This window comes from Paenibacillus xylanexedens (assembly GCF_017874615.1).
GTDB lineage: Bacteria > Bacillota > Bacilli > Paenibacillales > Paenibacillaceae > Paenibacillus > Paenibacillus xylanexedens.
On sequence record NZ_JAGIKV010000019.1, the window covers coordinates 27592 to 51949 of the forward strand.

Here is a 24358-nt window from a genome sequence, read left to right on the forward strand (position 1 = left end):
GGGCAGATGGTGGATAACGAAGTAGTTTTGGAGTGCGGAGACCAAGGAAGATTGGGAGAAGTACGCCGATCTGAGTTGAAGCTGGTAAGCGAGACGCTCCATGTTGATGTGCAAGGAAGGGAGGGGACAGGGCATGAGTGCTCCTTCTATTGTAGATGTTGGACTGACGAGTGAGAAAGGGCGGGAGCTGTTCTCGTATTTGCCCAGGTATTATGAGACTTCTCGTGTAATGCAAGCCGATATGCAGGCCAAAGGCACAGAAATGGATCTGCTGTATCAGGCGTTGGATGAGACGTTGGAGCAGTTTTTTGTCCGCACGGCGACGTGGGGGCTGGACTTCTGGGAAGAAGAGCTTGGCATTGAGACAGATCGTCTCAAACCTGTGGAACAAAGGCGTGCGGTGGTCGAGTCGAAGCTGCGCGGGGCAGGAAAGTTCTCGGGCAGGCAGGTTGCGAATGTGGCTGAGGCGTATGATGGGGGCAAGGTAGATGTGACATTTCAGCCGGAAACGTGGAGTTTTACGGTGAGCTTTGTGGATACGAAGGGCAGCCCGCCCAATATCGATGATCTCAAACGTGCGATTGAAGAATTGAAACCGGCCCACATGGCCGTGGAATATAGATATCGTTATCTGGTCTGGGATGATCTGGACGACAAACAGATGACATGGGACGAACTCGATGCCGCGTCCTTGACGTGGAATGAACTGGAGGTGTGGGCGTAATGCCAAAAGAAACAGATCGACTGAAATTGCCTCTTCCCTTGGGGAACGAGAATGTGACCCGAGAGAGTATTAACAGGATTTTTGAAAAGATTGACGCAGGCGTTGCAACACGTGAATCCATCCTTATACCTGCGGAATCTGATCTTAATAGCTATATTACAGAAGGGGAATATTATTGTCCTGCTAATGCTACTGTAGAAACCTTGCTTAATTCCCCAACAGGAGAGGCATTTCACTTGACAGTCGAGCCGCATGCGGGAGTGTTGCAAACCCTGACCACCTTCCAGCCTGGCAACTTAGAGGTGTTCCAAAGAAACTACTATTTCGGATGGGGTGCGTGGAAGAAAGTACCTACTAGAGACGAACTTGAAGTGATACTGCCCCAGGCTGACGAGAATGCTCAGGCGGCTGTTAACGTCGCTGTTAAACCTATAATTGAAAGTTATTCGCCCAACCTTGTGAAGAACTCTTCCGCTAATTTAGGGATGTCAAATTGGAATTACCCAGAAGGGTCTTCTCTTTGGGCGGTTACCACAAGCGTGGACAGCAGGGTATCAAAATACTTCAGCATGTCTTACCCGCTAACTAGTGGTTTATACTCTATGTTGAATTCTGATTCTATAACTGTAAGTCCAGGCGATTACATGTTACAGGCTGTATTCTATACATGGGGAATGAATGAGGGAAATCTATATATAGAAGTATTAAACTCCGCTTCTAATGCGACTATAGCGTCATTGGTAGCAAACGGGAATACGGGTTGGCATCGAAAAACGAAGGTTGTAACAATTCCAGCAGGTGTTTCCGGTATTAAGTTGCGTCTTGTTGTTTCCGGTCCTGTACCAACCACAACTAAAGCAATCAGTAGAATCAAGTTCTCGGGAGGTTCGGCAGATGTGCCGTACAGCGCCGAGGGGGATGATTTGGCGATTTTCGAACAAGGGCAAATGTTCAAATTAACACGCGATAACGGGCGATTGAAGTCAACTCTTTCTACGATTAACTTCAATGACTTGATTACCGCAGGGCAATATTTTGTTAATCCAAGCGTTCCGAATGCCCCAGTGGGCGGTGGTACTGGCGGGTTTTACGTTGAGGTCATTGTTGATTCTGACTTATATATTTTGCAAAGGGCTACCAAACAAAATTCCGTTCCAACTCTTTGGGTGAGGACTAAGCAGGGCGGAGTGTGGGGCGCTTGGGTGTTGCACACACAACCTAAAGTATGGGGGGCGCTATAGATGGCGGTAGTTAAAATATACGGGGATGGACTCCCCACAACAGCAAGCACAACCATGTTCACAGGAAAAACGGATAAGACGTGCATTATAAAATCTATTATCCTATGCAATGTTAACTCGGTGGACACCACCGTTACTATGGTGCTTAACAGCTCGCCTATGCATTATTTAATTTACGCCAAGCCTATGAAAGCAAATCAAACATTGGTTATACCTATCTCTGATATTGTTATCTCTCCAGGAGAAACCATTCGTATGTGGTGCTCAGCCCCATATGTCAACGCTAGGGTGACGGCAGAAGAAAGGGACGGGGCCCCACTTGCACTGGGTCTTAACTCGTTCCGCGTCAGTATGCCAGCAAGCTCAACACCAACAACGATGGTTCCAGCCCTAAGTTACAGTCGATTAGTGAAATCACTTGTCCTTTGTAACGTAACAGGCACAGCGCAAACAGTAACTATCCGTTTTGGGTGGAGTGGCGACAATTGCAATTTGATTAATAAGTACACTATATCCGCAAACGATACAGTTTTGATCCCGTTTGCGGATATGATCATTACGCCAAACGAATTTATCGAGGGATGGTGTTCAGCTTCTGGCGCTGTTCATGCCCATATAGTCATGCAGGTGGTGACCTAATGCCGACACTTGATAATTACGCATTAAGCAATTACGAGTTGGGTGGGCCGGGCGGGGTGAAGTACGCAACGGGTTTGGTGACAACGGGAACGAGCACTATTACGATCATCGCCGTTGATGGTGGAACGTATAGCGCCGCTCCTATAACCGTATCGGGCTTGGGGTTTAAGCCGACTAGAATTGTTATAGAATTGGTGGTTGTAAGATCTTCCGGTAATGTGACAACGTTCCCGTCATCTAGTGAGCTAACCGCAGATGGTAAGCAAACTTACTTTATAGGCGGTCTGAATTATGCTAATTCTAAAGTTGATGGGGCACAGTCTTATGTGGTGGACGGCGGTTTTAGGTTAGGGGTGTACCTTACAAACAGTGAATTCCGATGGCATGCTTACGGTTGACATAGAGAGATAGCAGGGGGAAAGGGTGTGACGTTGTGAGCCGGGAAAGCTTATACTGTTGTCTGTTAAAACCCGAATAAATATATTCAGGAAAGGAAGTGAAAATACAATGCAAACAGGAATGAGAATTATATATATGATCAATACGGTGAAATTGTAGCTTCAATTTGGCAAGGTGACGGCTCGACACGAAACGAGATTACGAAATTGGAACACATTGATCTGGAATATGATGAGACGCCTTAACATTTATCGAATTGTGAAAATTGATCCTTAAACAAAACTGCCAGTGCTGGAAAGGATTCATACCGAACTGACAGTGGAAGAGAACATAAAAGAATTGGAAGACCAAATTTTGCTCATGGCTAATGAAAATACAGGAGCGATTTTGTAATGGTTAACCAAGTGGTTGTAAGGAATGCAACGGAAAAAACCTTGGACAAAGGACTTTATCCAAAAACGGGTCAGGTGTACTTGTTGGATGACATCACCAATGCTGATTATCGGCAAACAGTCGAGGATTACATTTTAGAACAAACTGAAGGGATTTAATGAGCGTACCTAAGTGGTGCGCTATTTTTAAGCTCTAGAGCCGTCAGGGGCTTTCATATTGAATTCAGGGGGAGTTGATCTGGAGACAAGTAGGTAAATGTATTTTGGCAGCAGGTAGCTCAGCGGCTTCATATATAGGACACGAAAAATCGGATGCCAGTCCGGTGTCATATAGAAACGATACCTTTTGTAAAAATATTCAACCCCAAAGGAGGTGAACCATGAGCATAAACCACTTAACCGACTCTATCTCTACAACACTAACTCAGCACTTCCCGAACATCCCGATCCTCCCCCAAACGGGCACTGGTCCCACCCCGGGCATATCCTACCGTCTGCAGTCCGCTCAACTCACCAGGGAACGAAGCGATCGCTTCGTGCAATCTTATGCCTTTGAAATCCGCTGGCTTGACGCAGACAATATCCCGGCAACACTGCCGGATGAGCTCTTTGAAGCGTTGGAAACCATCGACGTGGAGGGCACACCCTATCGCGCAACAGAGCTACGTTGGGAGACGGAGAACGTTACTCCGCGAATGCTGGTGTACTATACCATGCGAACCACCAAAATGTCGGAGCCCGCCAGTACCATGCAACAACTGGAAGAGCGACCCACCACACTTAAAGCTACGAGAGAATAACGATACGAGTTCCACATAACGAAGGTTGCTCTGCCGTTGGACTTGCTAGTGTAACTATTCTTTATTGAACTTAAATAACCAAAATGAGGGGATCTACATGAAAGGAATAGGAGGCGCATTGGCGATGTTTACGAAAAAAGAACCGGATCCTAAAACACCGGAAACTCAACAGAAAAACAACCAGAAATACAGCAAATCACAGTTCGCCGAATCCCGGCAACTTAGCCGGATCGAGAAAGACATTTTGGCAGCAGTTCTGCTGGAACAAGAAACATACACCTTACAAGAAGCACAGCAACACATCCAACAATTTATGAATGGGGAGGCACAATAATGGCTGGAGGAACATGGACAACACAAAACAAGGTACGCCCCGGCGTATATATGAATTTTGCATCAGAGGGCTCATTGCCGGGTACGGTAGGAGAGCGAGGAACGGTGGCATTGGCACTTCCATTGTCATGGGGACAAGCAGGTGCAATCCTGACGGTACAAGCAGGTGAAGATGTACAAGCCAAATTGGGCTATGACTGGACAGCACCGCAATTGCTACTGATCCGTGAGGCATTGAAACGGGCGCAGACATTGCTTCTTTATCGACTCAATGCAGGTACCAAAGCCAAGGCAACCTTGGATAAACTGACAGTCACAGCCCAACACGGTGGTGTGCGTGGTAATGACCTAGCAGTTGTAATTTCCGCAAATATCAATGAACCAGAAGAATTGGATGTCTCCACTTTGTTTGCGGGTAAAGAAGTGGACAAACAAACCGCGTCTACCATCGAAGCTCTGGAATCCAACGCATACGTCACATTTACTGGTGAAGGTACACTCACAGCTACGGCGTCACTTCCACTAACGGGTGGATTGGATGGCGTAGCAACGAACCAGGAGCATTCCGATTTCCTCACCAAGTTAGAGGTGTTAGATTTTAACACAGTTGGTCTGATCTCAGACGATGCCACACTCAAGTCAGTCTACACAGCCTACATCAAGCGTTTGCGTGATACCGAGGGCAAGAAAGTGCAACTCGTTCTGTCCGATTATCCTGCTGCAGATCATGAAGGCATTATCAGTGTCAAAAATGGTGTTGTGCTCGCAGACGGTACCATTCTTACCCCGAAACAAACCGTAGCATGGACTGCCGGTGCAACAGCGGGAGCTAATCTGAATGAATCTCTGACGTTCCGTGCTTATGATGACGCCGTGGATGTGAACGGACGACTGACACATAGCGAGACAGAAGCTGCATTGCGTAATGGCGAGTTTGTCTTTACCGCGAGCAGCAACCGTGCAGTGGTAGAGCAGGATGTGAATACGTTCCGTTCGGTGACACCGGATAAAGCACGTCATTTTGCCAAAAACCGTGTTGTCCGTGTACTTGATGGTATCGCTAATGATATGAAACGGATTTTCGAGTCCTACTATATCGGCAAAGTGAACAATAACGAAGATGGGCGCAGCCTGTTCCGTTCCCAATGTGTCACTTATCTGAAGCAACTTCAGGATATTGGTGCCATTCAAAATTTTGATTCCAAAACAGATATCACTGTTGCTCCGGGCAATGAAACTGACAGTATTCTGATCGAGATTCAGGTCCAACCTGTGGATTCCGTTGAAAAAGTATATATGAAAGTGAAGGTGGTTTAAGATGGCATTTTTGAAAGCAAGCGACACAATCTCCGGCCAGGAAGGCCGGGCATACGCAACGATTAACGGACAGACGGAAGAAATGTTCTATGTGAAGACGCTGGAAGCAACAGTGGAGAAACAAAAAGCAGAGGTCAAAACGTTGGGTCGCCGCGGCGTACAGCACAAAGCAACCGGTTGGTCTGGATCGGGTTCCATGACGATCTTTTATACCACTTCCCGTTTCCGCGAGCTGATGCTCCAGTACATGCAGAATGGTGTGGACACGTACTTCGACATTGAAGTGACCAACGAAGATCCTTCTTCTACGATTGGCAAACAGACGGTGACCCTCAAAGGCGTCAATCTTGACAGTGTAATCATGGCATCTCTGGATACCGAGGCGGAGGCATTGGAGGAAGAAGTGAGCTTTACCTTTGAAGATGTCGATATGCCTGTATCGTTCAATCTGCCGAAGTAATGTAGCGTGGAAAGCATAATGATTTGAGATTCATAAAGAGTATAAATTTACAGCGGGTTTGTAAAAGAAACCTGTTCCACTTGCCTGTGTTACGGGCTATTTGGTGTGTCAAAATACTGTTCTTCGCCGCTTCGTGCGGCGGGGGACCTAACTTTAGAGGAGGAACAATACATGAGTGGATTGAGTATGTTTTTTGCCCAAAATGCAGCAACGGATACAACGGAGGAGTTTATCGTTTCCCCCCGATTCAAAGACGAGAAAGGCGAGCCGGTTGCCTGGAAACTGCGCAGCATGACCGAGGACGAAAACCAGGAATGCCGCAAAGCGGCTACCCGCAAAATTAAGGGCAAGAACGGTGTATACACACCCGACATCGATGCGAATGATTACATGGCTCGTCTGATGACTGCAAGTGTAGTGTACCCTGATTTGAAAAACGCAGAACTTCAGCGTTCGTATGGCGTAATGGGAGCGGAATCGCTTTTGCGGAAAATGCTGTTGCCTGGGGAATTTGCTTCGCTGGGTGAACAGGTTCAGAAGCTGAACGGCTTCAATCAGGACATGAACGAACTGGTGGATGACGTAAAAAACTAATTAAAGAGGGCGATTCCGAAGCCAATCTGGCTTATTACGCTCTCCATGAATTAAACATTTTGCCGCATGAGCTAATGGCCTTCTCCATGCGAGAACGAGCGGCCATCTATGCGATGATCTCCATCCGGGTGGAGGAAGAGAAGAAAGAGCGGTCCAAGAGCCGCGCCCGGAAGAAATAAAAAGGAAAGGAGGGAGAAATGAATGTATGCCATGTTTGCAAGACTGTACCTTACTTCAACACGTATAGTAACGCAATTTCAACAATTACCTGCTGCTATAAGTACCATGTTTAATTCTGCTCGACTGAACAGTATTGCAATGGCATCCAAATTGCTACAGGGCGTATCCGAGGAACAAGCCAAAGTGAACGCGGCTTTTGCAGAAGGAGCCGGGCGTGTAAGAGCCTGGATCAGCATGATGAAATCAGCAGGACAAGCGGTTCTTGTTCCAGCAGCACAAGAAGAGGATCTGAAGCATCGCTATATGGCTGCTACGGGTGATGATGCTCAGGGGGAGACGATCTTCAATCGCTACCGTGCGGAAGCTTTCAAGAGCGGACAGAATGTTACAGACGCTTTGAAAGGTGCGCTATCGTTCATCCCGTATGCACAGAATACGGACCAAGTTGATCAACTGAGGGATATGGCTAAGCGGTTGAGCATGTTATCTCCAGATGGCAAAAACATGTCGGATGCATCCAGTGCTTTGGTTGCTGCCATGAACGGAGACAACGGTGAACTTGCCAATTCTTTTAACATTCCTTCTGAAGCACTTAGCGGAGCAGGTCTGCAACAAACCATCGATTCATCCAATCTGGATGGGTTCATCCAAAAGTTGGATGTCATTTTACAAAAGCAAGGCTATACCCAACAGGCTTTTGACACCATGCTGGATTCACCGTTGCAGAAGTGGAATGCACTGGTGAATCAGTTTAATGGGGTTCTGGGACAAATTGGACAGGTAGCTCTTGTTGCCTTGACGCCTCTACTAGATCGATTAAATGAGGCTTTTGCCAATGGTGAATTCACTGGCATTATTGAATGGCTTAGCAATGCATTTACGGTTGCTGCAAACGCGCTGACGATGTTGGTAGACGGGATTTTGTATATCGCGAGTGTGATCCAACAAAACTGGGATATTATTCAGCCGATCCTTATGGCGCTTGCGCTTGTGGCTCTGGCTTTGGTCATTATCCAAGTTTACAGTCTGGTTGCAGCCTGGTTATTACTGAATTGGCCTATTCTGCTCGTCATTGCCGCCATCGCAGCTGTTATCAATATTTTAAGCATGATGGAAATATCGGGAACTGAGATTTTGGGAGCGATTATCGGTACATTTATGCTGCTTGGGGAGATGGTACGAGTTGTAATCGCTACAATGTGGAATTATTTTGCCATCTTCGCAGAGTTCATAGCCAATGTCTTCAAAGACCCATTCTATGCATTTCAAAAATTGCTTTACGATTTGGGAATGTTCGGGATGCAGATATTTTACAATCTTATTGTAGGAATTGAGGACTTTCTGGGCAAAGCGATGGGGGCAATTGGGAAGGTAGCTTCCTTTATTAATGATATCTTTGGTACAAATTTTGCTGTCATGTCCGAAGCCGATATCAACATTGCTAGTAAAAACGTCAAGGGTTGGATGGATACATTGAAATCATTTGAGCCACAGAGTGACAAAGATGTATTCCACATGAATCGAATGGACGGAGAATTCGATCCAAAGGTTTCTGACAAGGGACAAGATGCAGCAAAAAAACTATTATCAAAAATACCTTCTCTGCCTGATCCAAATTCCAAAGAAACAAAATTACCCGGAAACTTCGGCGGCTCAACTCCAAAAACACCTTCCATGCCATCGATGCCAACTGCACCTGCTCCCACCGTTGTTCCCAACAGCAACATGAGTAACATTAACAAAATTAACAATATCGGACAGGTGGACAAGATCGGTGACGTGGACGGCACAGTGGATGTAACCAGTGAGGATTTGAAACTGATGCGTGAGCTTGCCGAGATGCAGGCCATTCAGCGATTCGTCAGTCTGACGCCAACCGTTCAGGTCACCACAGGGGATATCAACAGCGGACATGATGTGGACAGCATCATCAGCAAAATCACCGATGGACTGAACAGTCAGATCGTCTCCAGTGCCCAGGGGGTGTATGGATAAGTGGAATATTATATTCAACTAAGCTTCAATAACCGCTCCGAATACATGTTTTTCCCGGTCACACCAGAGAGCATTGAGTTTTCGGATTCGGGAGACGGCAGTACGTTTAACGTTAGCGCTTTGGGTGAAATTAACGTGATCAAGTCGCCAAAGCTGCGTGAAGTCAGTTTCAGCGGGATTTTTCCGGCAGACTACAGCCCGTATCATCTGAACTACGATGCAAGACATCCGGCAATTCAGAAGCAGTTTTACCGTGATCCTTATGAATATGTGAAAAAGATCATCCGTTGGATGCAGACGGGTAGACCCGTCAGATTGTTCTTTTCCAGTGCAAGGTACACCATTAATATGGCGGTTTCCATTGAGAGCTTCGACTGGAAGGAGACTGCGGGTACGGTGGGGGATATCCAGTATGATATCAAGCTGAAGCAGTTCATTTTCTATGCCGCCAAAAAAGTAGTGCCACTCAAGGACAGCAAGGATACTGCTGCTTCGAAAACAAAAACCAAAGCCTCCCGGCCCAATGAAAAAATCCAGCCCAAGACCGTCACACTCAAAGCCGGAGACTCCTTGTGGTCTGTAGCGAAAGCCCATCTGGGAGATGGATCTCGCTGGAAAGAATTGCAGAAGCTGAATGGCATCAAAGATGCACAACTGAAGAAGCTGCCGATTGGACTTGTGATCAAGCTTCCGTGAAAGGAGAGGCAATATGCAAGAGCAGATCAGGCTGGATGATAAGCTGGCCAACATGAAGGAACGGTTATTACTGGATGACAAGCAGGGCAACATCTGGGACATTAGCGAAATTGCCGGTGACATTACGTACAAAACCTCCCGCATCGGCAAACCTTCCTCTCTGGAATTCACGTTGATCAAGGGCAGTCTGTACCAGAATAAGAAATTCACATATGAGAATGGATATGTCGTGAAATATATCAGCAACGAGGTAGGCATATTTTACGGATATATCTTCTCGGTGGATAGCGGTAAGGACGAAAGTGTCAAAATCAAAGCCTACGACCAGATGCGTTATCTGACTGCGAATCAGACGTACAAGTTCGTTAATGCCACTGCTGCGGATGTAATTAAACGAATTGCAAAGGATTTCCTGTTGAAAACGGATGATCTGATTCAGCCGAAATATGTGATTCCACGCATGTTATTTGATAACAAAAAGCTGATTGACATGATCTGTGAGGCGCTCGACCGAACGTTGATTTATGGCGGTAAAAACTACATCTTCTACGATGATTTCGGCAAGCTTGTGCTTCGGGATGTGGAAGAGATGCCTTACGGCTTTGTTATTGGGGATAACAGTCTGCTCACGGATTACAGCTATACGCGGTCGATTGACGACCAGACATATAACAAGATCAAGCTGTACCGGGATAACAAGGATACGGGAAAAAGAGAAACGTTTGTTCATCAGGATTCAGGCAGCATCCGTCAATGGGGGCTGCTTTTTTTGTACCAAAAAGCCGATGATGGCCTGAACGAAGGTCAGATTGATGACATGCTGAAGACCCTGATGACCCTCCGTAATCGCGAGACGCAGACGTTGAAAGTGGATGCGCTTGGTGATTTCAAGGTGAGGGCAGGCAGTTTTGTCAACATCCAGATCGATGAACTGAAGATTAATCAATATTTTCTGGTAGACGAATGTACGCATAAGATACAGGGGGGCGTGCATACGATGTCGCTGGATTTGAAGGTGGTGTAACGATAAATGATGCTGGATGTGATTAAAAAGGCGGCGGTGGCCGCTGTAGATGCCAAGTCTCCCGTTCAGGTAATGTACGGAAGCGTGACAAATACGCAGCCTCTGGAGATCACCGTTGAACAACGGCTGGCATTGGCTGAGCCTTTTCTGGTACTGCCGGAATCCGTAGTGAACAAAGTTTGGACCGTGGGTGACCATGTCTTGTTGTTACGTGTTCAAGGCGGAGACAGCTTTGTCGTGCTGGATCGGCTGGTGAATCCATGATTCCACAGGGTGCGCAGATTAGCGCAGAAGATCAGGAAGAAGCTGCTGTGCTTCCAAGTCTGACGTATGTGTTTCAAGCTTCTGGACAGCGAATTGGAAGGCTGCAACTGGATGGAAAAGATGCGGTAAAACAGGCGGTGTATAAAGCGTTGTCCACACGCCGCTACGAGCATCTAATCTATTCCTCGGATTACGGTATGGAATGGTCCTGGGAAGGAATGGCCGGGAGATCCATGGTTGAATCGGAACTGGAACGCTGGATTCGCGAAGCATTGCTTCCGGATGATCGCATTTCGGATGTAACCGAGTTCGATTTTGTCCACGAGGCTGACGGGGTACGGGTTTCTTTTACCGTGGAAACGGATTTTGGCAGCTTCAGGGAAGAGACGGAGGTGAACATGAATGTATGAAGAGCAGACGTTTGAAGTTATTTTAAACCGAATGCTGGATAGGGTACCAGATGGTGTGGATAAACGTGAAGGCAGCATTATCTATGATGCGCTTGCGCCAGCGGCTGTGGAAATGGCTCAGATGTATATCGAGCTGGATGTGAACGCTAATCTGAAGTTTGCAGATACAGCCTCTGGAGAGTATCTGGATCGCGCGGTGGCTTGGTCGGGCATTAGTCGGAAGCCGGCCACGAAGGCGCGTTGGGTTGGTAGTTTTCGGGATAACGAAGGGAAGCCTGTTGAAGTTCCTTTGGAGAGTCGTTTTTCCACTGGGGATCGGGTGTATGTTGTTGTGGAACGCATCGCGGCAGGGCAATATGTGTTGGAATGTGAGGTGGCGGGAGCGGAAGGTAATGAATATACGGGGGCACTGCTGCCCATCGATTATATTGCTGGTCTTACCACAGCCGAATTGACACAGTTGCTGGTTCCTGGAGAAGACGAGGAAACGGATCAGGCTTTGTATGATCGATATCAGGACAAAGTTTCCCGTCCGGTTACGAGTGCCAACAAATATCAGTATGAGTTATGGGCACGGGAAAACTCTGGGGTTGGCAAAGCCAAAGCTTTTCCACTATGGGATGGTCCGGGTACAGTCAAAGTGGCATTGCTGAATAACGAAATGCAAACACCTGCTGAGGCGGTCATTAAGGCGGTGCAAGAGTATATCGATCCAACCCAGGATGGAATGGGCGAAGGCGCAGCTCCAATCGGACCTGTGGTCACGGTGGTGGGGGCGGAAGAAATACCCATCGATGTAGAAGTACAGGTCACGCTTGCTTCCGGTTCAACGTATGAGGGCGTGAAGACACTGATTGAAACGGGAGTTACGGCGTATCTGAAAGAACTGGCTTTTGCGGATCCGTTGGTTCGTTGGACACGTATTGCCAATGTCATTCTGGATATTCCGCCCGTAATCGATTATAGCGATCTGCTGGTGAATGGTGGTATGTCCAATCTGGAGGTCGCCCCCGGCGCAGTAGCTGTTCTTGGGACGGTGAAGGTGACATGAGTAAAGCAGAGGTATTAATGACTCTTTTGCCCCCGTTGTATGAGAATGTGCTGGAGATGCAGCTTCTTACGGAGACCGAAGGTGTTGAGCTGGACAAGCTTACGGTGGGTTTGGAAAGTGTGTTGGATCAATTCTACCCGGAGTCTGCGACCTGGGCACTGGAACGTTATGAGAGGGATTTGCAGATTCCGACGAATCAAGCCAAGCCAGACGACCAGCGAAGATCCGTAATCATTTCCAAAATGCGCGGCAGCGGCAAAGTCTCTGGCTCCATGCTCAAAAACGTGGCGCAGGCCTACGAAAGTGGCGGGATTGATGTATCGGTTGATTCGGGCGAGTATCGCATCTTGATTCGTTTCATCGATACATGGGGCCTGCCACCCAATTTGGACGATTTAAAGTCAGCGATTGAGGATATTAAACCAGCACATATGACTGTGGAGTACCGTCTGCGGTATTTGACGATTGTGGAGGTTGAAAGCATGACGCTGGATGAGATTGAACAGACCCGGCAGGATAAATTTGCAGGAGGTGGAGCGTAAATGAATGAACCAAAAACACCGAATTTGGGATTGAATAAGATTGACCGTTCCTCGCCATCGACGACCTATTTTGATCTGGACAAGTATCTGGATCAGAACTGGGAGAAGGTTGATGAGGGTGTGGTGAAAGTCGAAGAAAAGGCTGAGGAAATCGCGGCACAGATGAGTAGTATTCAGGAGCGGTTGGATACGGAGAAGCGTAGATCGGTGACGTTGGAGCCTGGGTTGCAGATTATTAATGCTGAACGCACCTCGGCATTTAAGTTGGAAGGATTGAAGGGCCGTACGCTTGTGAATTTGTTGGGGCGTGATGGTAATTTCGGAGTAGCTAATAATTGGAGTGAATTCGCTGGTACAAAGGCAGTAGCCAATAACATTTTAACCGTAACAGGTAACGGATCAGATATAAATCCTCAAGTGTCCAACAATAAATTAATTTCCTCTTTTACTCCAAAAGTAGGAGAAAAATTGTTCTTACGTGTTCGAGCAACTCCTGTTGTTGGAACTGTTCAACAATTGCAGCTCTATCTCTATTCGGCCACTCTTAGCAGAGTCACTGCCAAAAACATCAGTAATCCGCTAAATGGAACAACTTATGACATGTATGGATCTATCACAGTAACACAAGCAATCGTAGATGGGTGGAATTCAAGCTTAGGATTAAAATTAGCGGCAACATATGCTACAGTGGCGGCTTCAAACGGGTCACAAGTACAATACTCTCGGGCAGCAATTTATAAAATATCAGAAGCTGACAAATCGTTGACAGATGATCAAATCGCAGCTAAATATCCTTACGTTGACAGCTTGCAACCAGTAAAGAATCCATATGCAATTCGATATGGAGAGAATTTGTTGCCGCCACTTTATGATTGGAACACTGTTGGGATCAATCCTGCATCTATAAAGGGTGCTTACAAATCTACGTACACAGTTACAAATTCTAAGAACGCCTATTATTATTTAGACTTAGTCCTTTCGGGAGGAGTTTCTTACACTTATAGCGCGGAGCATAATGGCTATTTGTCCGTAACCGATCCAATTAATAATAAAGTTATTGTGGAGAATACTCCTAACCAATCACTAACTTTCACCACAACAGAAGCATTAACCGTCCGTATTTACTTTTCCAACATCTACAATATCCCAAAAGATGGATCATACTTCTTCAGTAATCCAATGCTCTCGATTGGAACAACAACCAAACCATTCAAACCACGTGAAGACGTTATGCTCGCATTGCAAACGGAGTTATACGCTAATCCATTAACAGATACGGATGCAGACGAAGTATTTGAGAAGGACGGTCAATATTTCAAATTGATGAAATGGAAGCGGATTGCCCTGGATGGAACATTAACGCATTCCTTTTTTGGATCAGGTACAGGCTTTAAGGTTGTCAATGCACTTTTACCTGGGTCTCCAGCCGCAGATGGATCAGGTTTACTGACTAAATACCATGGGAAAATTATTAAGGAAACAGATTATGCAACCGTTAGTAGTCAAGCTGATAATCTGAACATAGGATCATCCGGTGCTAATGACGTATTCGATAACTTTCAAATTTCTATAGCCAACACCGACAGTGGATGGGGAGACTCATACACACCGACAGCAGATGAGATTAAGACGTATTTCATGGGATGGAAGATGTACACTGGGGATGCATCTGACTCTCCTTATACGGGTAGTGGATCAAAGTACTGGAGATATATAAATATACCAGTAGGAGATGCAAACACTGTAGACGGATCTGCCACGAGTACTTTACCAACATCAAAAGTACCTAATTACGCACCATACCAACTTCTATACAAACTTGCAACACCTGTAGTCGAGCCTATCACGTCAGAGGGGCAATTGACGTTTGTAGAAGGCGATAATCAGGTTGAGGTTGGTACAGGGATTGTGTTGCGGGAAAGCGTTAAGCCCCAATTAAGCGGCGATAAGTATTACATTAACTCCAAGGTACTATCTGGTAGCCTTACAAAACACACGCCGCGTAAGATCAACAGTATTTTCCGTGACAGCAAACTAGACAAACCGAAATGGTTAGATTATGTGGATGGAGGAAGTAATGGGATAACATCCCAAATACCTCAAGCTTTATATGATCCATCCGCGGCTTACAGCTTCACATACTTGATGATGGACACATCTCCGGTAGTGTCATTTGTCGGCTCAATGGCAGACAACGAAAAGGCGTTGCTTATGAATCTGACTGATACCGTGCAGCAGAATGTGGCAGCCTTATCCATGTTAAAAATTGCTATTCCAAGTGGAGATACACTTAAAAACTACGTAGACAATAAGCCATGGCAGAAGTACAAAATTACACAGGATAACGGTAGCGTTATTCAACTCGCCCACAGTTCTGACTTGAATAATATAAAGACTGGTGGACAGTACGATTGTTTCAACGCTATAAATGGGCCGGAAGGTTTGGCTAAAGCTTGGTTTTACGTTGAGGTTCTTGTGCATTCAAACGCACCAACTCATGTAATTCAACGCGCATCGAGATTGGATACGCATAATACACCAACTTTATACATGCGAACATGTATGGATAATATATGGAGCGCATGGAGTCCTGATGTTTTTCAATCTGGCGTTAATGCTAAAAATGGGATCGTGGATGCCATTAGCGCCATGGGAACTAGCGCATCCATGAATGACACATGGTCAACATTAGCAAACAAGATAAAGCAAATTAAAACTGGTAAGCAATTTGCGACAGGACAATTTGTTATAGGCTCAAATGGAACTGGTTCAGTGGATGGATTGGCATTTAAGCCGCGCCATATAACATTTGCAAATGCTACTAATACCCCAAACTATATTTATTATGGTATCTACAGTGAAGAATCACCAAGGAATAACTATGGTACTGGTGGTACACGTGTTATTAACAGAGTGGTTGGTTTAGATAACGGCTTGTCTGTTGATGATAAAATCATACCTACTGTAAATGGTTTTAATGTGAGTGGCACAGGAATAACAGATCAAAGGACATACAACTATTTTGCAACAGAGTAGCGGTGTCCCAATAGTTTTTATAGTTTGGCATATGAAGAATTTGTATGTAACCAAAAGGAATTAAAGTCTTAGCTTTATAAGTTCAACGACTAGAATTAAAACCAAAGGAGGTGAAACCATGGAACGATGGGACACCCTATGGAGATGGGGAATTGCGCTCATGAGCAGCTCAGTAACCTACTTCTTCGGTGGCTGGTCAGGTGTACTCGGTGTACTACTTGTATTCGTCATCCTCGACTACCTTACCGGCATCGCGGCGGCGGGTATGAATGGCAAGTTAGAAAGTAATGTAGGGATGTTCGGCATCGCGCGGAAGGTATTTATATTTGCAATGGTATCGGTGGCTCATCTGGTGGACGGTGTTCTGGGAGACGGACATTTGTTCAGGGATGCGGTCGCCTTTTTTTATATCGCAAATGAGTTGTTGTCCATCATCGAAAACGGGGGCAAGTTGGGCGCTCCGATTCCGCCAGTGATTCGGCAAGCCATTGAAGTGCTCAAGGGCAAAGGGGGAACCGGGGAACTCCCCGGTAACTTCTCCCCGAAGGGCAAAGATTCTTTTTCCAATCCAGAAACAGAGGATGTTGAACCTTCTGAAACTCAAGATAACGTTAAATAGTTTGAAATATTTTTAGTGTCTTCTTTACTATACCGTTGCTGAACATCGCAAGTGTAGTTTTTTTGAACTATATACATCTATACAGATTGAACTTAACATTTTTACACAATAACGGAGAGGACAGAAAAAACCTGAAAAAGCGAAGCGGTCGCCTTTATCCCCCGGATTTTCCCCTTTATAAAGAGAATCAAAAAAATCCGGGGATAACAGCGATTGGAAGGTTATTCTGTCATCGGAGTGTTCGTGTGAACAAGGCTCAGTTCATTTCCAACACATCAGGGACACGCACACAAGCAACCCTTGATCCAACCGCATTAACTATAGGAGCATTTTGCATCAATCCAGAGAGTGACATCCAATCAGCAATGTATAGATCAGAATGCTCTAATCTGTCTATACTTGTACCCGGGAACGCTTGAATCGAATGATGTAAAATGCAGATACAAACGGCAATTTGCCGCATAAAGGGTGTGAGAAACATGCAAACGAGAAGTTCGGGCAACACACAGGGCATTGACGTCTCTCGTTACCAGGGCAATATTGACTGGGCCAAGGTGAAGGCAAGTGGCATGACATTTGTGTTCATCAAGGCGACTGAGGGACAGACGTATACCGATCCGAATTACCAGAAAAACGTAACAGGCGCACTGGCGGCGGGTATGCTGGTCGGAACATATCACTTCTTCCGCGCGACGTCTACCGATGGTGCTAAGGCAGAAGCGGCGCATTACGCCAATACACTTAACAAAGTGGGAGGCGCCAAGGCACTACAGCTGCCACCTGTTATGGACTACGAGAACAACCCCGGCAACCTGAGCAAAGCGCAGATGAATACAGTTGCCAAAGCTTTTTTAACCGAATTACAACGTCTGACAGGTGTAAAACCGATCATATACACGGGCAATTCATTTGCCAGGAATTTTGATACATCACTCAGCTCATACGATCTGTGGATCGCGCGTTACAGCAACACCCGTGTACCGGAAGACCAGCCGGCATGGAAGCGTTGGACGTTCTGGCAGTATACGGATTCAGGCAAGGTGAATGGCATTAGTGGCAACGTGGATATGAATGAATTCGAGGGAACAGCGGCAGAGCTCAGAGCAAGATACGCAGCAGCCACTCCGAAACCACCGGAGCCATCCAATCCAACGAATCCAAGTCATCCGAATCCACCAACCGAACCACCGAAAGGGGGCGAACCGATGACAGCCGAAGAGAAAGCAGCGTTTGATGTGCTCAAATCCCAGGTCGACAAACTGCAGGCGCGTCAGCAAATGGAAGTTCCAGTATGGGCAAAAGCAGCTGTGGATGCAGCACTAGCATATGACACCAAAAATCCATTGTTCAGCATCGATAATGGGGCGAGTTATGATTTTTACCGTTTTATTACCGTGATGCATCGCAGAGGTTTGTTTAAAAAGTGAGCTGATTCTTAGCAAATTAAAATGTTGATCTGATCTGAATGTGGATTAAGTGGAGAAGGGACACGGGAGGCTTTTTGTCGAACTGTGTTCCTTTTTTGTGTTTTGTGTAAGTAATATTAACGCATATAATAAAGTTGAAGACTTATGTCTGTAAATCTCTTGTCTAATTGATTAATGTGATGTAAAGTAAGTTACACGAAATTGTTTTTCACCACAGTTTATTTACACAATCCTCCTCATCATGACAAAACCATAACATATGAAGTTATTGTAATGTCTCCCTGTTGTACAATCCAACATCTCAAGATGACTCGCTCATACATTTTACACATCCAATCTGCAAGAGAAAGCCACCGATTTAAACAACTTACACATCTGAACAACCTAGCCTATGTTGAGTTTCTTTCATCCGTAATGCAAACGAACTATACCGAATCCGGCTCCACACTCCATGCTCAACACGACACGCTCAAGGAACAGACTTTATTGCGTAGCCAGCAGCGTAGTATCCATATGCCCATCAGTATTTTTAATCTACCAACTTAAACCTGCTCTTACCAGTGCGTACCCATTCGCTGTTGCTTATTGACCTAAGTTCAAATAAAACGCAACACCTCCATAGATCCATCTCAGAAGATACATTGTTGAACGGTTTCTTTTTCTATATAAGTAATCAACCAACGTCCTCAATCCTGTGCACGATGATCTGATATTTACCTGTACTCCATACGTATCCGATGCTGTTTTTACATTTTATACACATGCCTTACTTTTCCCAGAACTTTAATTCAGGTATCACAGGCATTTAAAGCCTTTTATATGATACATAGCACCAAATCGATTGCCAACATTGGAGATCTTTCATGCCAGCATCACACACATTATGAGACAGGGAAGGGTGTTGTACGTATGCGAATGAGAAAAAAATGGATGTCCGGTGTTCTAACGATGGCTTTGAGTACCGTATTGGTATTGTCCGGTTGCTCCAGTAATGAGAGTGGGGAGGTTATGCCTGCTCCGGCGGAAGGAACTGACCCTCCAACCGAAACGGTAGCGCAGGATACGATGATTATGGGGCGTGGTGGGGATTCCGTAGCACTCGACCCGGCGATTATAACAGATGGGGAGTCGCTGAAGATTGGGCATCAGGTGTTTGATTCATTGCTGGACTACAAGGAAGGCGGAACTGAGGTCGTTCCTGGACTAGCAGAGAGTTGGGAGATTTCGGCAGATGGGCTCAAGTATGTGTTTAAGCTGAAGTCCGGTGTGAAATTCCATGATGGAACTGATTTTAATGCCGAGGCTGTTGTGTTCAACTTCAACCGCTGGGGTGATCCGGCGAGTGAATATAAATTCGAGGGAGATTCCTTCGATTATTACGACTCCATGTTTGGTCCAGAGGACGGACGTGTGATCAAGGGAGTGAAGGCGACGGACGAGACTACGGTGGAGTTCACATTGAACCAGCCACAAGCGCCTTTCCTGCAAAATATTGCGATGACGCCATTTGGCATTGCCAGCCCAACCGCGATTCAGGAGAAAAAAGAAAACTTCAAGAGTGAGCCTGTGGGCACCGGCCCATTTGTATTCAAAGAGTGGAAGCGTAACGACTCCATTACCCTGGAGAAAAACGCGGATTATTGGAAAGAAGGACTGCCAAAGCTGAACAAAGTGATCGTGCGTTCCATTCCGGATAATACCGCTCGCTTCAATGCCCTGCAAAACGGCGAGATTGATGTCATGGAAGACCTGAATCCGGACGATCTGTCCATTCTTGAAGGCAACAGCGAGTTGCAGAAGATCGAGCGTCCACCGTTCAACGTGGCGTATATCGGCTTTAACTTCAAGAAGAAACCATTTGATAATGTGAAAGTCAGACAAGCCCTCAATCATGCGGTAAACAAGCAGGCCCTTATTGATGCATTCTTTGCTGGACAAGCTGAGCCTGCCGTGAACCCGATGCCGCCAACGCTATGGGGATACAACGATACCCTTGAGGATTACCCTTATGATCTGGAAAAAGCAAAAGCTCTACTAGCCGAAGCTGGCTTCCCTGACGGATTGCCTGATCCGGTAACTTTCTATGCAATGCCGGTATCCCGCCCATATATGCCTGATGGCAAGAAGGTAGCGGAAGCGATTCAAGCTGATTTTGAGAAAATTGGCGTGACCACGAACATCGAATCCCCAGAATGGGCGACGTATCTGGATGATGCCAAAGCCGGGGAGAAAGATGATATCTACATGCTCGGCTGGACGGGTGATAACGGGGACCCGGATAATTTCCTGTACACGTTGCTCGACAAAGACGCCATTCCGGGCAACAACCGCAGCTTTTATGTCAACGAAGAGTTGCACACATTGCTGACGAGGGCACAGACAGAAACCGATCAAGACAAACGTGCGGAACTTTACAAACAGGCACAGGTCATTATCAAGGAAGACGCACCGTGGATTCCACTCGTGCACACGACGCCAATTCTGGCGGGTAAAGCCAACCTGAAAGGTTTCGTTCCTTCTCCACTGGGCACCGAATCCTATGCCGGTGCTTATTTCGAGTAAGCTGTAAGCTGAACTTATCAATTTCAGGATAAATGCGATCTGAAGATGGCACTACAGTTCGGAGTGATTACGTTTTAATTCTTTCTTTCAAAGCGCTGGTGAGACGCAATGCTTGGCAGAACCCACATCCGGACGTAACTATCCAAAGCATGCGTTTCTGCCAGCGCTTTTTATTTTGCACGATATGTCGAAGGCAGGTGAACAGGATTGAACAGCTATATTGTCAAACGTGTGCTTGTGTTGCTGCCCGTACTGCTGGGCATGACCCTGATTGTCTTTTCCATCATCCATGCCATTCCGGGTGACCCGGCTGAGACCATACTTGGGCAAAAGGCGACCGAACAATCCAAGCAGGCCCTTCGTGATCAGCTCGGTCTGGATAAACCTTGGTTCCAGCAATATTTCGCCTACTTGGGCGATTTGCTCAAAGGTGACCTGGGAACATCCATTCGCACCAAGGTGCCTATTGCCCAGGAAATTGTGCCTTATCTGACAGCAACCCTTGAATTAACGATGGCAAGTATGTTGTTTGCTGTCATTATTGGGGTGAATGCCGGTATTGTCAGTGCATGGAAGCATAACTCCTGGTTTGATTATTGCTGCATGGTCATTGCTCTAGTGGGTGTATCGATGCCGATTTTCTGGCTCGGTCTGATGGAACAATGGTTGTTCGCGAACAAGTTGCAGTGGTTGCCATCCATTGGACGCATGAATGCGCGTGATCCGGTGGAAGCCATTACGGGCTTGTATGTGCTGGATACGATGATTGCTGGACAATGGAATCAGTTGTGGACCGTAACGAAACATTTGATTCTGCCAAGTGTTGCACTGGGAACGATTCCGATGGCTGTTATTGCCCGGATGACTCGTTCCAGCATGCTGGAAGTAATGAGTTCCGATTACATTCGTACAGCAAAGGCGAAGGGACTGGGGCCGTTTTTTGTTGTATATGGACATGCACTCAAAAATGCGTTTATTCCCGTGCTCACGGTCATTGGCATCCAGACCGGATCGTTGCTCGGGGGTGCGGTGTTGACCGAGACGATCTTCGCCTGGCCGGGCGTGGGACGTTATATATATGAAGCGATTAGTTCGCGGGACTATCCGGTGATCCAGAGTGGCATTCTGATCGTGGCGTTCTTTTTCGTGGTGATTAACCTAATTGTGGATCTGCTCTACGCCGTGTTTGATCCTCGTATCAGTTATAAATAGGAAATTCATCATTTGGGTTGATGAACTGAACTTAATATAAGATAACTTTAATAAATTACACGACACGAAGATTGTAGAACCAATTAGTAGAAGCGAAGTGGTCGCATTTATCACCGGATTTTCACCTTTAAATAGGTGGATCAATATAATCTGGGGATAACAGCAATCAGAAGATGATACTACAATCGTAGGGCTTGAGTGTAATAGAACGTGCTGATCTTTTGTTATATTCATATCCAAGAAAGGAGACGCCGTATGGCCAAATTATCGACCAATACCGGACCATCCATTGACGCTGCGTCAGCGAGTACATCCGGTCCATGGCGGGAAGCTTGGAGAACGTTTCGGAAAAATCGGCTTGCGCTTGCAGGTCTGATTATTATCGTATTTTTTATCCTGTTGGCCTTCCTCGCGCCATACATCGCACCTTACGATTACAAGGAACAGGTGCTGGTGGATCGGCTTCAGGCCCCTTCGGCAGAGCATTGGTTTGGTACCGATGATCTGGGGCGTGATGTATTTTCCCGAGTGCTGCATGGGGCGCGTATTTCCTTGTGGGTGGGCTTTTTCTCCGTTATTGGTTCCATTATCGCGGGTACGTTGCTTGGTTTAATTGCAGGATTTTATGGGAAATGGGCGGACATGCTTATCTCGCGTTTATTTGATATCTTGCTCGCCTTTCCCGGGATTTTGCTAGCCATCGCCATTGTGGCGATATTGGGCCCGTCGTTGCAAAATGCACTGCTCGCCATCGCCATCGTGAACATCCCGACCTACGGAAGATTGGTACGTTCACGGGTACTCAGCTTGAGACAGGAGGAATTCATTACGTCGGCACGGACACTTGGAGCGAGCAATGGGCGGATCTTGTTTCGCCACATCTTGCCCAATAGCCTTACTCCGCTGATCGTGCAAGGTACACTCGGAATTGGGACGGCAATCATCGAAGCTGCTGCACTCGGATTTCTAGGCATGGGTGCGCAACCACCCGACCCGGAATGGGGTAAAATGCTGTCAGACTCCCGTCAGTTTATACAAAAAGCACCGTGGACACTGATCTTCCCCGGCGTTTCAATTATGTTGACCGTTCTCGGCTTCAACCTCATGGGCGATGGACTGCGTGATACCCTTGATCCGAAAATGGCCAAAAAGTAGAATTATCAAACTCAAACTCAAACTCAAACTCAAACTCAAACCGTAACCGTAACCGTAACCGTAACCGTAACCGTAACCGTAACCGTAACCGTAACCGTAACTTCTAACCCAAGCTCGAACTCAAACTGCAACTTTGATTTGCAACCCTAGCTCTGCAACCCTAACTTTTTCTATAACGCAGCATGCGTGCCAAAGCTAACGTTAACACTAACCGTAAGCACTAATTTTATCGCGACCCAATTTGTAGCTGTAACGCTAACCTCTGCTCCGACTCTAACGAACCCGGGAGACCTTATTATACGATTTCCAGCCAATTTCCCATTCTAACGAACCTCAAACGCGCTATTTTGTGAAAAACCTGCCGAAAGTCTCAAAAGGTTGGCTAAACTCGAGAAATAGCGTGAATACGATTCATTAGATTATGAAGTCATCCTAAAAAGGCCATTTAACGCCTCTGAGGTTCGTTAGCGCGTGACTACCTTGCGGCTCGAGACATTCAAGCAACCACAATACCAACATACAAACATACCAATATACCAACATACCAAAGTACCCATATAACCTACATCAGTCTCAACACAGTAAGACCGAGGATACTCCAAGGTACATTAAATGAATATGTTTTAACGCTATCTACTATATCAACAGACACATTACAATCTTTCCCCATGCCGGTTCGAACTCTGGTTCGAGGCGGCTTTTGTTTTACCCGCGGGATTACGGTAAAATGATTGGTGATGTGCAAAAGTTGAAGAGTTATTCGATCTTTTTGTTAAAATAACCGCCTGCGTATTGACACCCAATTTTCCCATATGTTATATAAAAGGAAGGGTTTAGCACTCCGATCATTAGAGTGCTAACAAATGATGTTTTCAATACACGACTACATATGGAATGATTCTGTTTTTGAAAATAGATATTGAACCTGAGTAGAACATGCGAAGCCAAGGTATGCAACAGACTTGAAGCAAGATTCCACGTTTAAGAGATATCACTTCATTGATGTCCTTTATCCTAAAAAATCAGTCGCTGATCAGATGCAAAAGTAGTGCAGGGGACGAAATCGATTTGGAGGAAGCAGAGCGTTCGCCTTTATCACCGGATTTCTCCCTTTTAAAAAGGGAATCAAAGAAATACGGGGATAACAGCGATCCGAAAAACGATTCGTAACCGGAACGGCTACATTGCAGAACGTCGTGCACTTATTTTTACAATGAGCCAGTTAGAAGTGAAGCACAATATCTGTGGACTAGAGCGATCAAAGGTTTTTGAGTCTACTAATGGCC

Annotated in this window: 23 protein-coding genes; all 23 read left to right on the top strand. The window is 46.1% G+C overall.

Annotated elements, in window-relative coordinates; genetic code table 11:
* The first annotated feature begins 133 nt into the window (after positions 1 to 133).
* A complete protein-coding gene (locus tag J2Z28_RS21925) occupies positions 134 to 724 on the top strand; it encodes a YmfQ family protein (protein ID WP_211084287.1) in 591 nt (196 codons plus the stop codon).
* Positions 724 to 1965: a pyocin knob domain-containing protein gene (locus J2Z28_RS21930; RefSeq protein ID WP_211084288.1), complete on the top strand. Its 1242-nt coding sequence runs from the start codon at positions 724 to 726 to the stop codon at positions 1963 to 1965. Before J2Z28_RS21925 ends, J2Z28_RS21930 begins: the two co-directional genes overlap by 1 nt.
* Positions 1966 to 2604, top strand: coding sequence for a hypothetical protein (locus J2Z28_RS21935; RefSeq protein ID WP_211084289.1), 639 nt, complete (start codon positions 1966 to 1968; stop codon positions 2602 to 2604).
* A complete protein-coding gene (locus tag J2Z28_RS21940) occupies positions 2604 to 3002 on the top strand; it encodes a hypothetical protein (RefSeq protein WP_211084290.1) in 399 nt (132 codons plus the stop codon). The genes J2Z28_RS21935 and J2Z28_RS21940 overlap by 1 nt, the downstream gene beginning before the upstream one ends.
* Positions 3003 to 3395: 393 nt before the next feature.
* Positions 3396 to 3554: a hypothetical protein gene (locus tag J2Z28_RS21945; RefSeq protein ID WP_211084291.1), complete on the top strand. Its 159-nt coding sequence runs from the start codon at positions 3396 to 3398 to the stop codon at positions 3552 to 3554.
* A gap of 221 nt (positions 3555 to 3775) precedes the next feature.
* A complete protein-coding gene (locus J2Z28_RS31705; protein WP_342357534.1) occupies positions 3776 to 4195 on the top strand; it encodes a phage tail terminator family protein in 420 nt (139 codons plus the stop codon).
* A 124-nt stretch (positions 4196 to 4319) separates the two neighbouring features.
* Positions 4320 to 4529, top strand: a complete 210-nt coding sequence (locus tag J2Z28_RS21955; protein WP_211084293.1) for a YqzN/YkzM domain-containing protein — start codon at positions 4320 to 4322, stop codon at positions 4527 to 4529.
* Positions 4529 to 5845, top strand: a complete 1317-nt coding sequence (locus J2Z28_RS21960; protein ID WP_211084294.1) for a phage tail sheath family protein — start codon at positions 4529 to 4531, stop codon at positions 5843 to 5845. Before J2Z28_RS21955 ends, J2Z28_RS21960 begins: the two co-directional genes overlap by 1 nt.
* A 1-nt stretch (position 5846) precedes the next feature.
* Positions 5847 to 6305, top strand: a complete 459-nt coding sequence (locus J2Z28_RS21965; RefSeq protein ID WP_017690162.1) for a phage tail tube protein — start codon at positions 5847 to 5849, stop codon at positions 6303 to 6305.
* A 171-nt stretch (positions 6306 to 6476) separates the two neighbouring features.
* On the top strand, positions 6477 to 6899 hold the full coding sequence (locus J2Z28_RS21970) for a phage tail assembly chaperone (RefSeq protein ID WP_211084295.1): 423 nt from the start codon (positions 6477 to 6479) through the stop codon (positions 6897 to 6899).
* Between the two features lie 201 nt (positions 6900 to 7100).
* Positions 7101 to 9074: a hypothetical protein gene (locus J2Z28_RS21975; RefSeq protein ID WP_211084296.1), complete on the top strand. Its 1974-nt coding sequence runs from the start codon at positions 7101 to 7103 to the stop codon at positions 9072 to 9074.
* A complete protein-coding gene (locus J2Z28_RS21980; RefSeq protein WP_074093888.1) occupies positions 9075 to 9770 on the top strand; it encodes a LysM peptidoglycan-binding domain-containing protein in 696 nt (231 codons plus the stop codon).
* A gap of 13 nt (positions 9771 to 9783) precedes the next feature.
* On the top strand, positions 9784 to 10794 hold the full coding sequence (locus tag J2Z28_RS21985) for an XkdQ/YqbQ family protein (protein ID WP_211084297.1): 1011 nt from the start codon (positions 9784 to 9786) through the stop codon (positions 10792 to 10794).
* Between the two features lie 6 nt (positions 10795 to 10800).
* The gene (locus J2Z28_RS21990) at positions 10801 to 11058 is read left to right on the top strand and encodes a DUF2577 family protein (protein WP_211084298.1); all 258 of its coding nucleotides are present in this window, start codon (positions 10801 to 10803) and stop codon (positions 11056 to 11058) included.
* Positions 11055 to 11468 (top strand): DUF2634 domain-containing protein, encoded by a 414-nt coding sequence (locus J2Z28_RS21995; RefSeq protein ID WP_145146399.1) that lies wholly within the window; start codon positions 11055 to 11057, stop codon positions 11466 to 11468. Before J2Z28_RS21990 ends, J2Z28_RS21995 begins: the two co-directional genes overlap by 4 nt.
* Positions 11461 to 12519 (top strand): baseplate J/gp47 family protein, encoded by a 1059-nt coding sequence (locus J2Z28_RS22000; protein WP_211084299.1) that lies wholly within the window; start codon positions 11461 to 11463, stop codon positions 12517 to 12519. Before J2Z28_RS21995 ends, J2Z28_RS22000 begins: the two co-directional genes overlap by 8 nt.
* Positions 12516 to 13061 (top strand): putative phage tail protein, encoded by a 546-nt coding sequence (locus J2Z28_RS22005; RefSeq protein ID WP_211084300.1) that lies wholly within the window; start codon positions 12516 to 12518, stop codon positions 13059 to 13061. The genes J2Z28_RS22000 and J2Z28_RS22005 overlap by 4 nt, the downstream gene beginning before the upstream one ends.
* Positions 13062 to 16097, top strand: coding sequence for a pyocin knob domain-containing protein (locus J2Z28_RS22010; RefSeq protein WP_211084301.1), 3036 nt, complete (start codon positions 13062 to 13064; stop codon positions 16095 to 16097).
* A 118-nt stretch (positions 16098 to 16215) separates the two neighbouring features.
* A complete protein-coding gene (locus J2Z28_RS22015; protein WP_211084302.1) occupies positions 16216 to 16716 on the top strand; it encodes a phage holin family protein in 501 nt (166 codons plus the stop codon).
* 479 nt (positions 16717 to 17195) lie between these two features.
* A complete protein-coding gene (locus J2Z28_RS22020) occupies positions 17196 to 18143 on the top strand; it encodes a glycoside hydrolase family 25 protein (protein WP_211084303.1) in 948 nt (315 codons plus the stop codon).
* Positions 18144 to 19058: 915 nt separating this feature from the next.
* Positions 19059 to 20705: an ABC transporter substrate-binding protein gene (locus J2Z28_RS22025; RefSeq protein WP_211084364.1), complete on the top strand. Its 1647-nt coding sequence runs from the start codon at positions 19059 to 19061 to the stop codon at positions 20703 to 20705.
* Between the two features lie 207 nt (positions 20706 to 20912).
* Positions 20913 to 21917, top strand: coding sequence for an ABC transporter permease (locus J2Z28_RS22030; RefSeq protein WP_017690144.1), 1005 nt, complete (start codon positions 20913 to 20915; stop codon positions 21915 to 21917).
* Positions 21918 to 22172: 255 nt separating this feature from the next.
* Positions 22173 to 23072 (top strand): nickel transporter permease, encoded by a 900-nt coding sequence (nikC, locus tag J2Z28_RS22035; RefSeq protein WP_211084304.1) that lies wholly within the window; start codon positions 22173 to 22175, stop codon positions 23070 to 23072.
* The last annotated feature ends 1286 nt before the right edge of the window (positions 23073 to 24358 follow it).

Bases quoted from the DNA above. Each gene is read 5' to 3' on its own strand.
- J2Z28_RS21925 (WP_211084287.1), top strand. From the start codon at position 134: ATGAGTGCTCCTTCTATTGTAGATGTTGGACTGACGAGTGAGAAAGGG.
- J2Z28_RS21930 (WP_211084288.1), top strand. From the start codon at position 724: ATGCCAAAAGAAACAGATCGACTGAAATTGCCTCTTCCCTTGGGGAAC.
- J2Z28_RS21935 (WP_211084289.1), top strand. From the start codon at position 1,966: ATGGCGGTAGTTAAAATATACGGGGATGGACTCCCCACAACAGCAAGC.
- J2Z28_RS21940 (WP_211084290.1), top strand. From the start codon at position 2,604: ATGCCGACACTTGATAATTACGCATTAAGCAATTACGAGTTGGGTGGG.
- J2Z28_RS21945 (WP_211084291.1), top strand. From the start codon at position 3,396: ATGGTTAACCAAGTGGTTGTAAGGAATGCAACGGAAAAAACCTTGGAC.
- J2Z28_RS31705 (WP_342357534.1), top strand. From the start codon at position 3,776: ATGAGCATAAACCACTTAACCGACTCTATCTCTACAACACTAACTCAG.
- J2Z28_RS21955 (WP_211084293.1), top strand. From the start codon at position 4,320: ATGTTTACGAAAAAAGAACCGGATCCTAAAACACCGGAAACTCAACAG.
- J2Z28_RS21960 (WP_211084294.1), top strand. From the start codon at position 4,529: ATGGCTGGAGGAACATGGACAACACAAAACAAGGTACGCCCCGGCGTA.
- J2Z28_RS21965 (WP_017690162.1), top strand. From the start codon at position 5,847: ATGGCATTTTTGAAAGCAAGCGACACAATCTCCGGCCAGGAAGGCCGG.
- J2Z28_RS21970 (WP_211084295.1), top strand. From the start codon at position 6,477: ATGAGTGGATTGAGTATGTTTTTTGCCCAAAATGCAGCAACGGATACA.
- J2Z28_RS21975 (WP_211084296.1), top strand. From the start codon at position 7,101: ATGTATGCCATGTTTGCAAGACTGTACCTTACTTCAACACGTATAGTA.
- J2Z28_RS21985 (WP_211084297.1), top strand. From the start codon at position 9,784: ATGCAAGAGCAGATCAGGCTGGATGATAAGCTGGCCAACATGAAGGAA.
- J2Z28_RS21990 (WP_211084298.1), top strand. From the start codon at position 10,801: ATGATGCTGGATGTGATTAAAAAGGCGGCGGTGGCCGCTGTAGATGCC.
- J2Z28_RS21995 (WP_145146399.1), top strand. From the start codon at position 11,055: ATGATTCCACAGGGTGCGCAGATTAGCGCAGAAGATCAGGAAGAAGCT.
- J2Z28_RS22000 (WP_211084299.1), top strand. From the start codon at position 11,461: ATGTATGAAGAGCAGACGTTTGAAGTTATTTTAAACCGAATGCTGGAT.
- J2Z28_RS22005 (WP_211084300.1), top strand. From the start codon at position 12,516: ATGAGTAAAGCAGAGGTATTAATGACTCTTTTGCCCCCGTTGTATGAG.
- J2Z28_RS22010 (WP_211084301.1), top strand. From the start codon at position 13,062: ATGAATGAACCAAAAACACCGAATTTGGGATTGAATAAGATTGACCGT.
- J2Z28_RS22015 (WP_211084302.1), top strand. From the start codon at position 16,216: ATGGAACGATGGGACACCCTATGGAGATGGGGAATTGCGCTCATGAGC.
- J2Z28_RS22020 (WP_211084303.1), top strand. From the start codon at position 17,196: ATGCAAACGAGAAGTTCGGGCAACACACAGGGCATTGACGTCTCTCGT.
- J2Z28_RS22025 (WP_211084364.1), top strand. From the start codon at position 19,059: ATGAGAAAAAAATGGATGTCCGGTGTTCTAACGATGGCTTTGAGTACC.
- nikC (WP_211084304.1), top strand. From the start codon at position 22,173: ATGGCCAAATTATCGACCAATACCGGACCATCCATTGACGCTGCGTCA.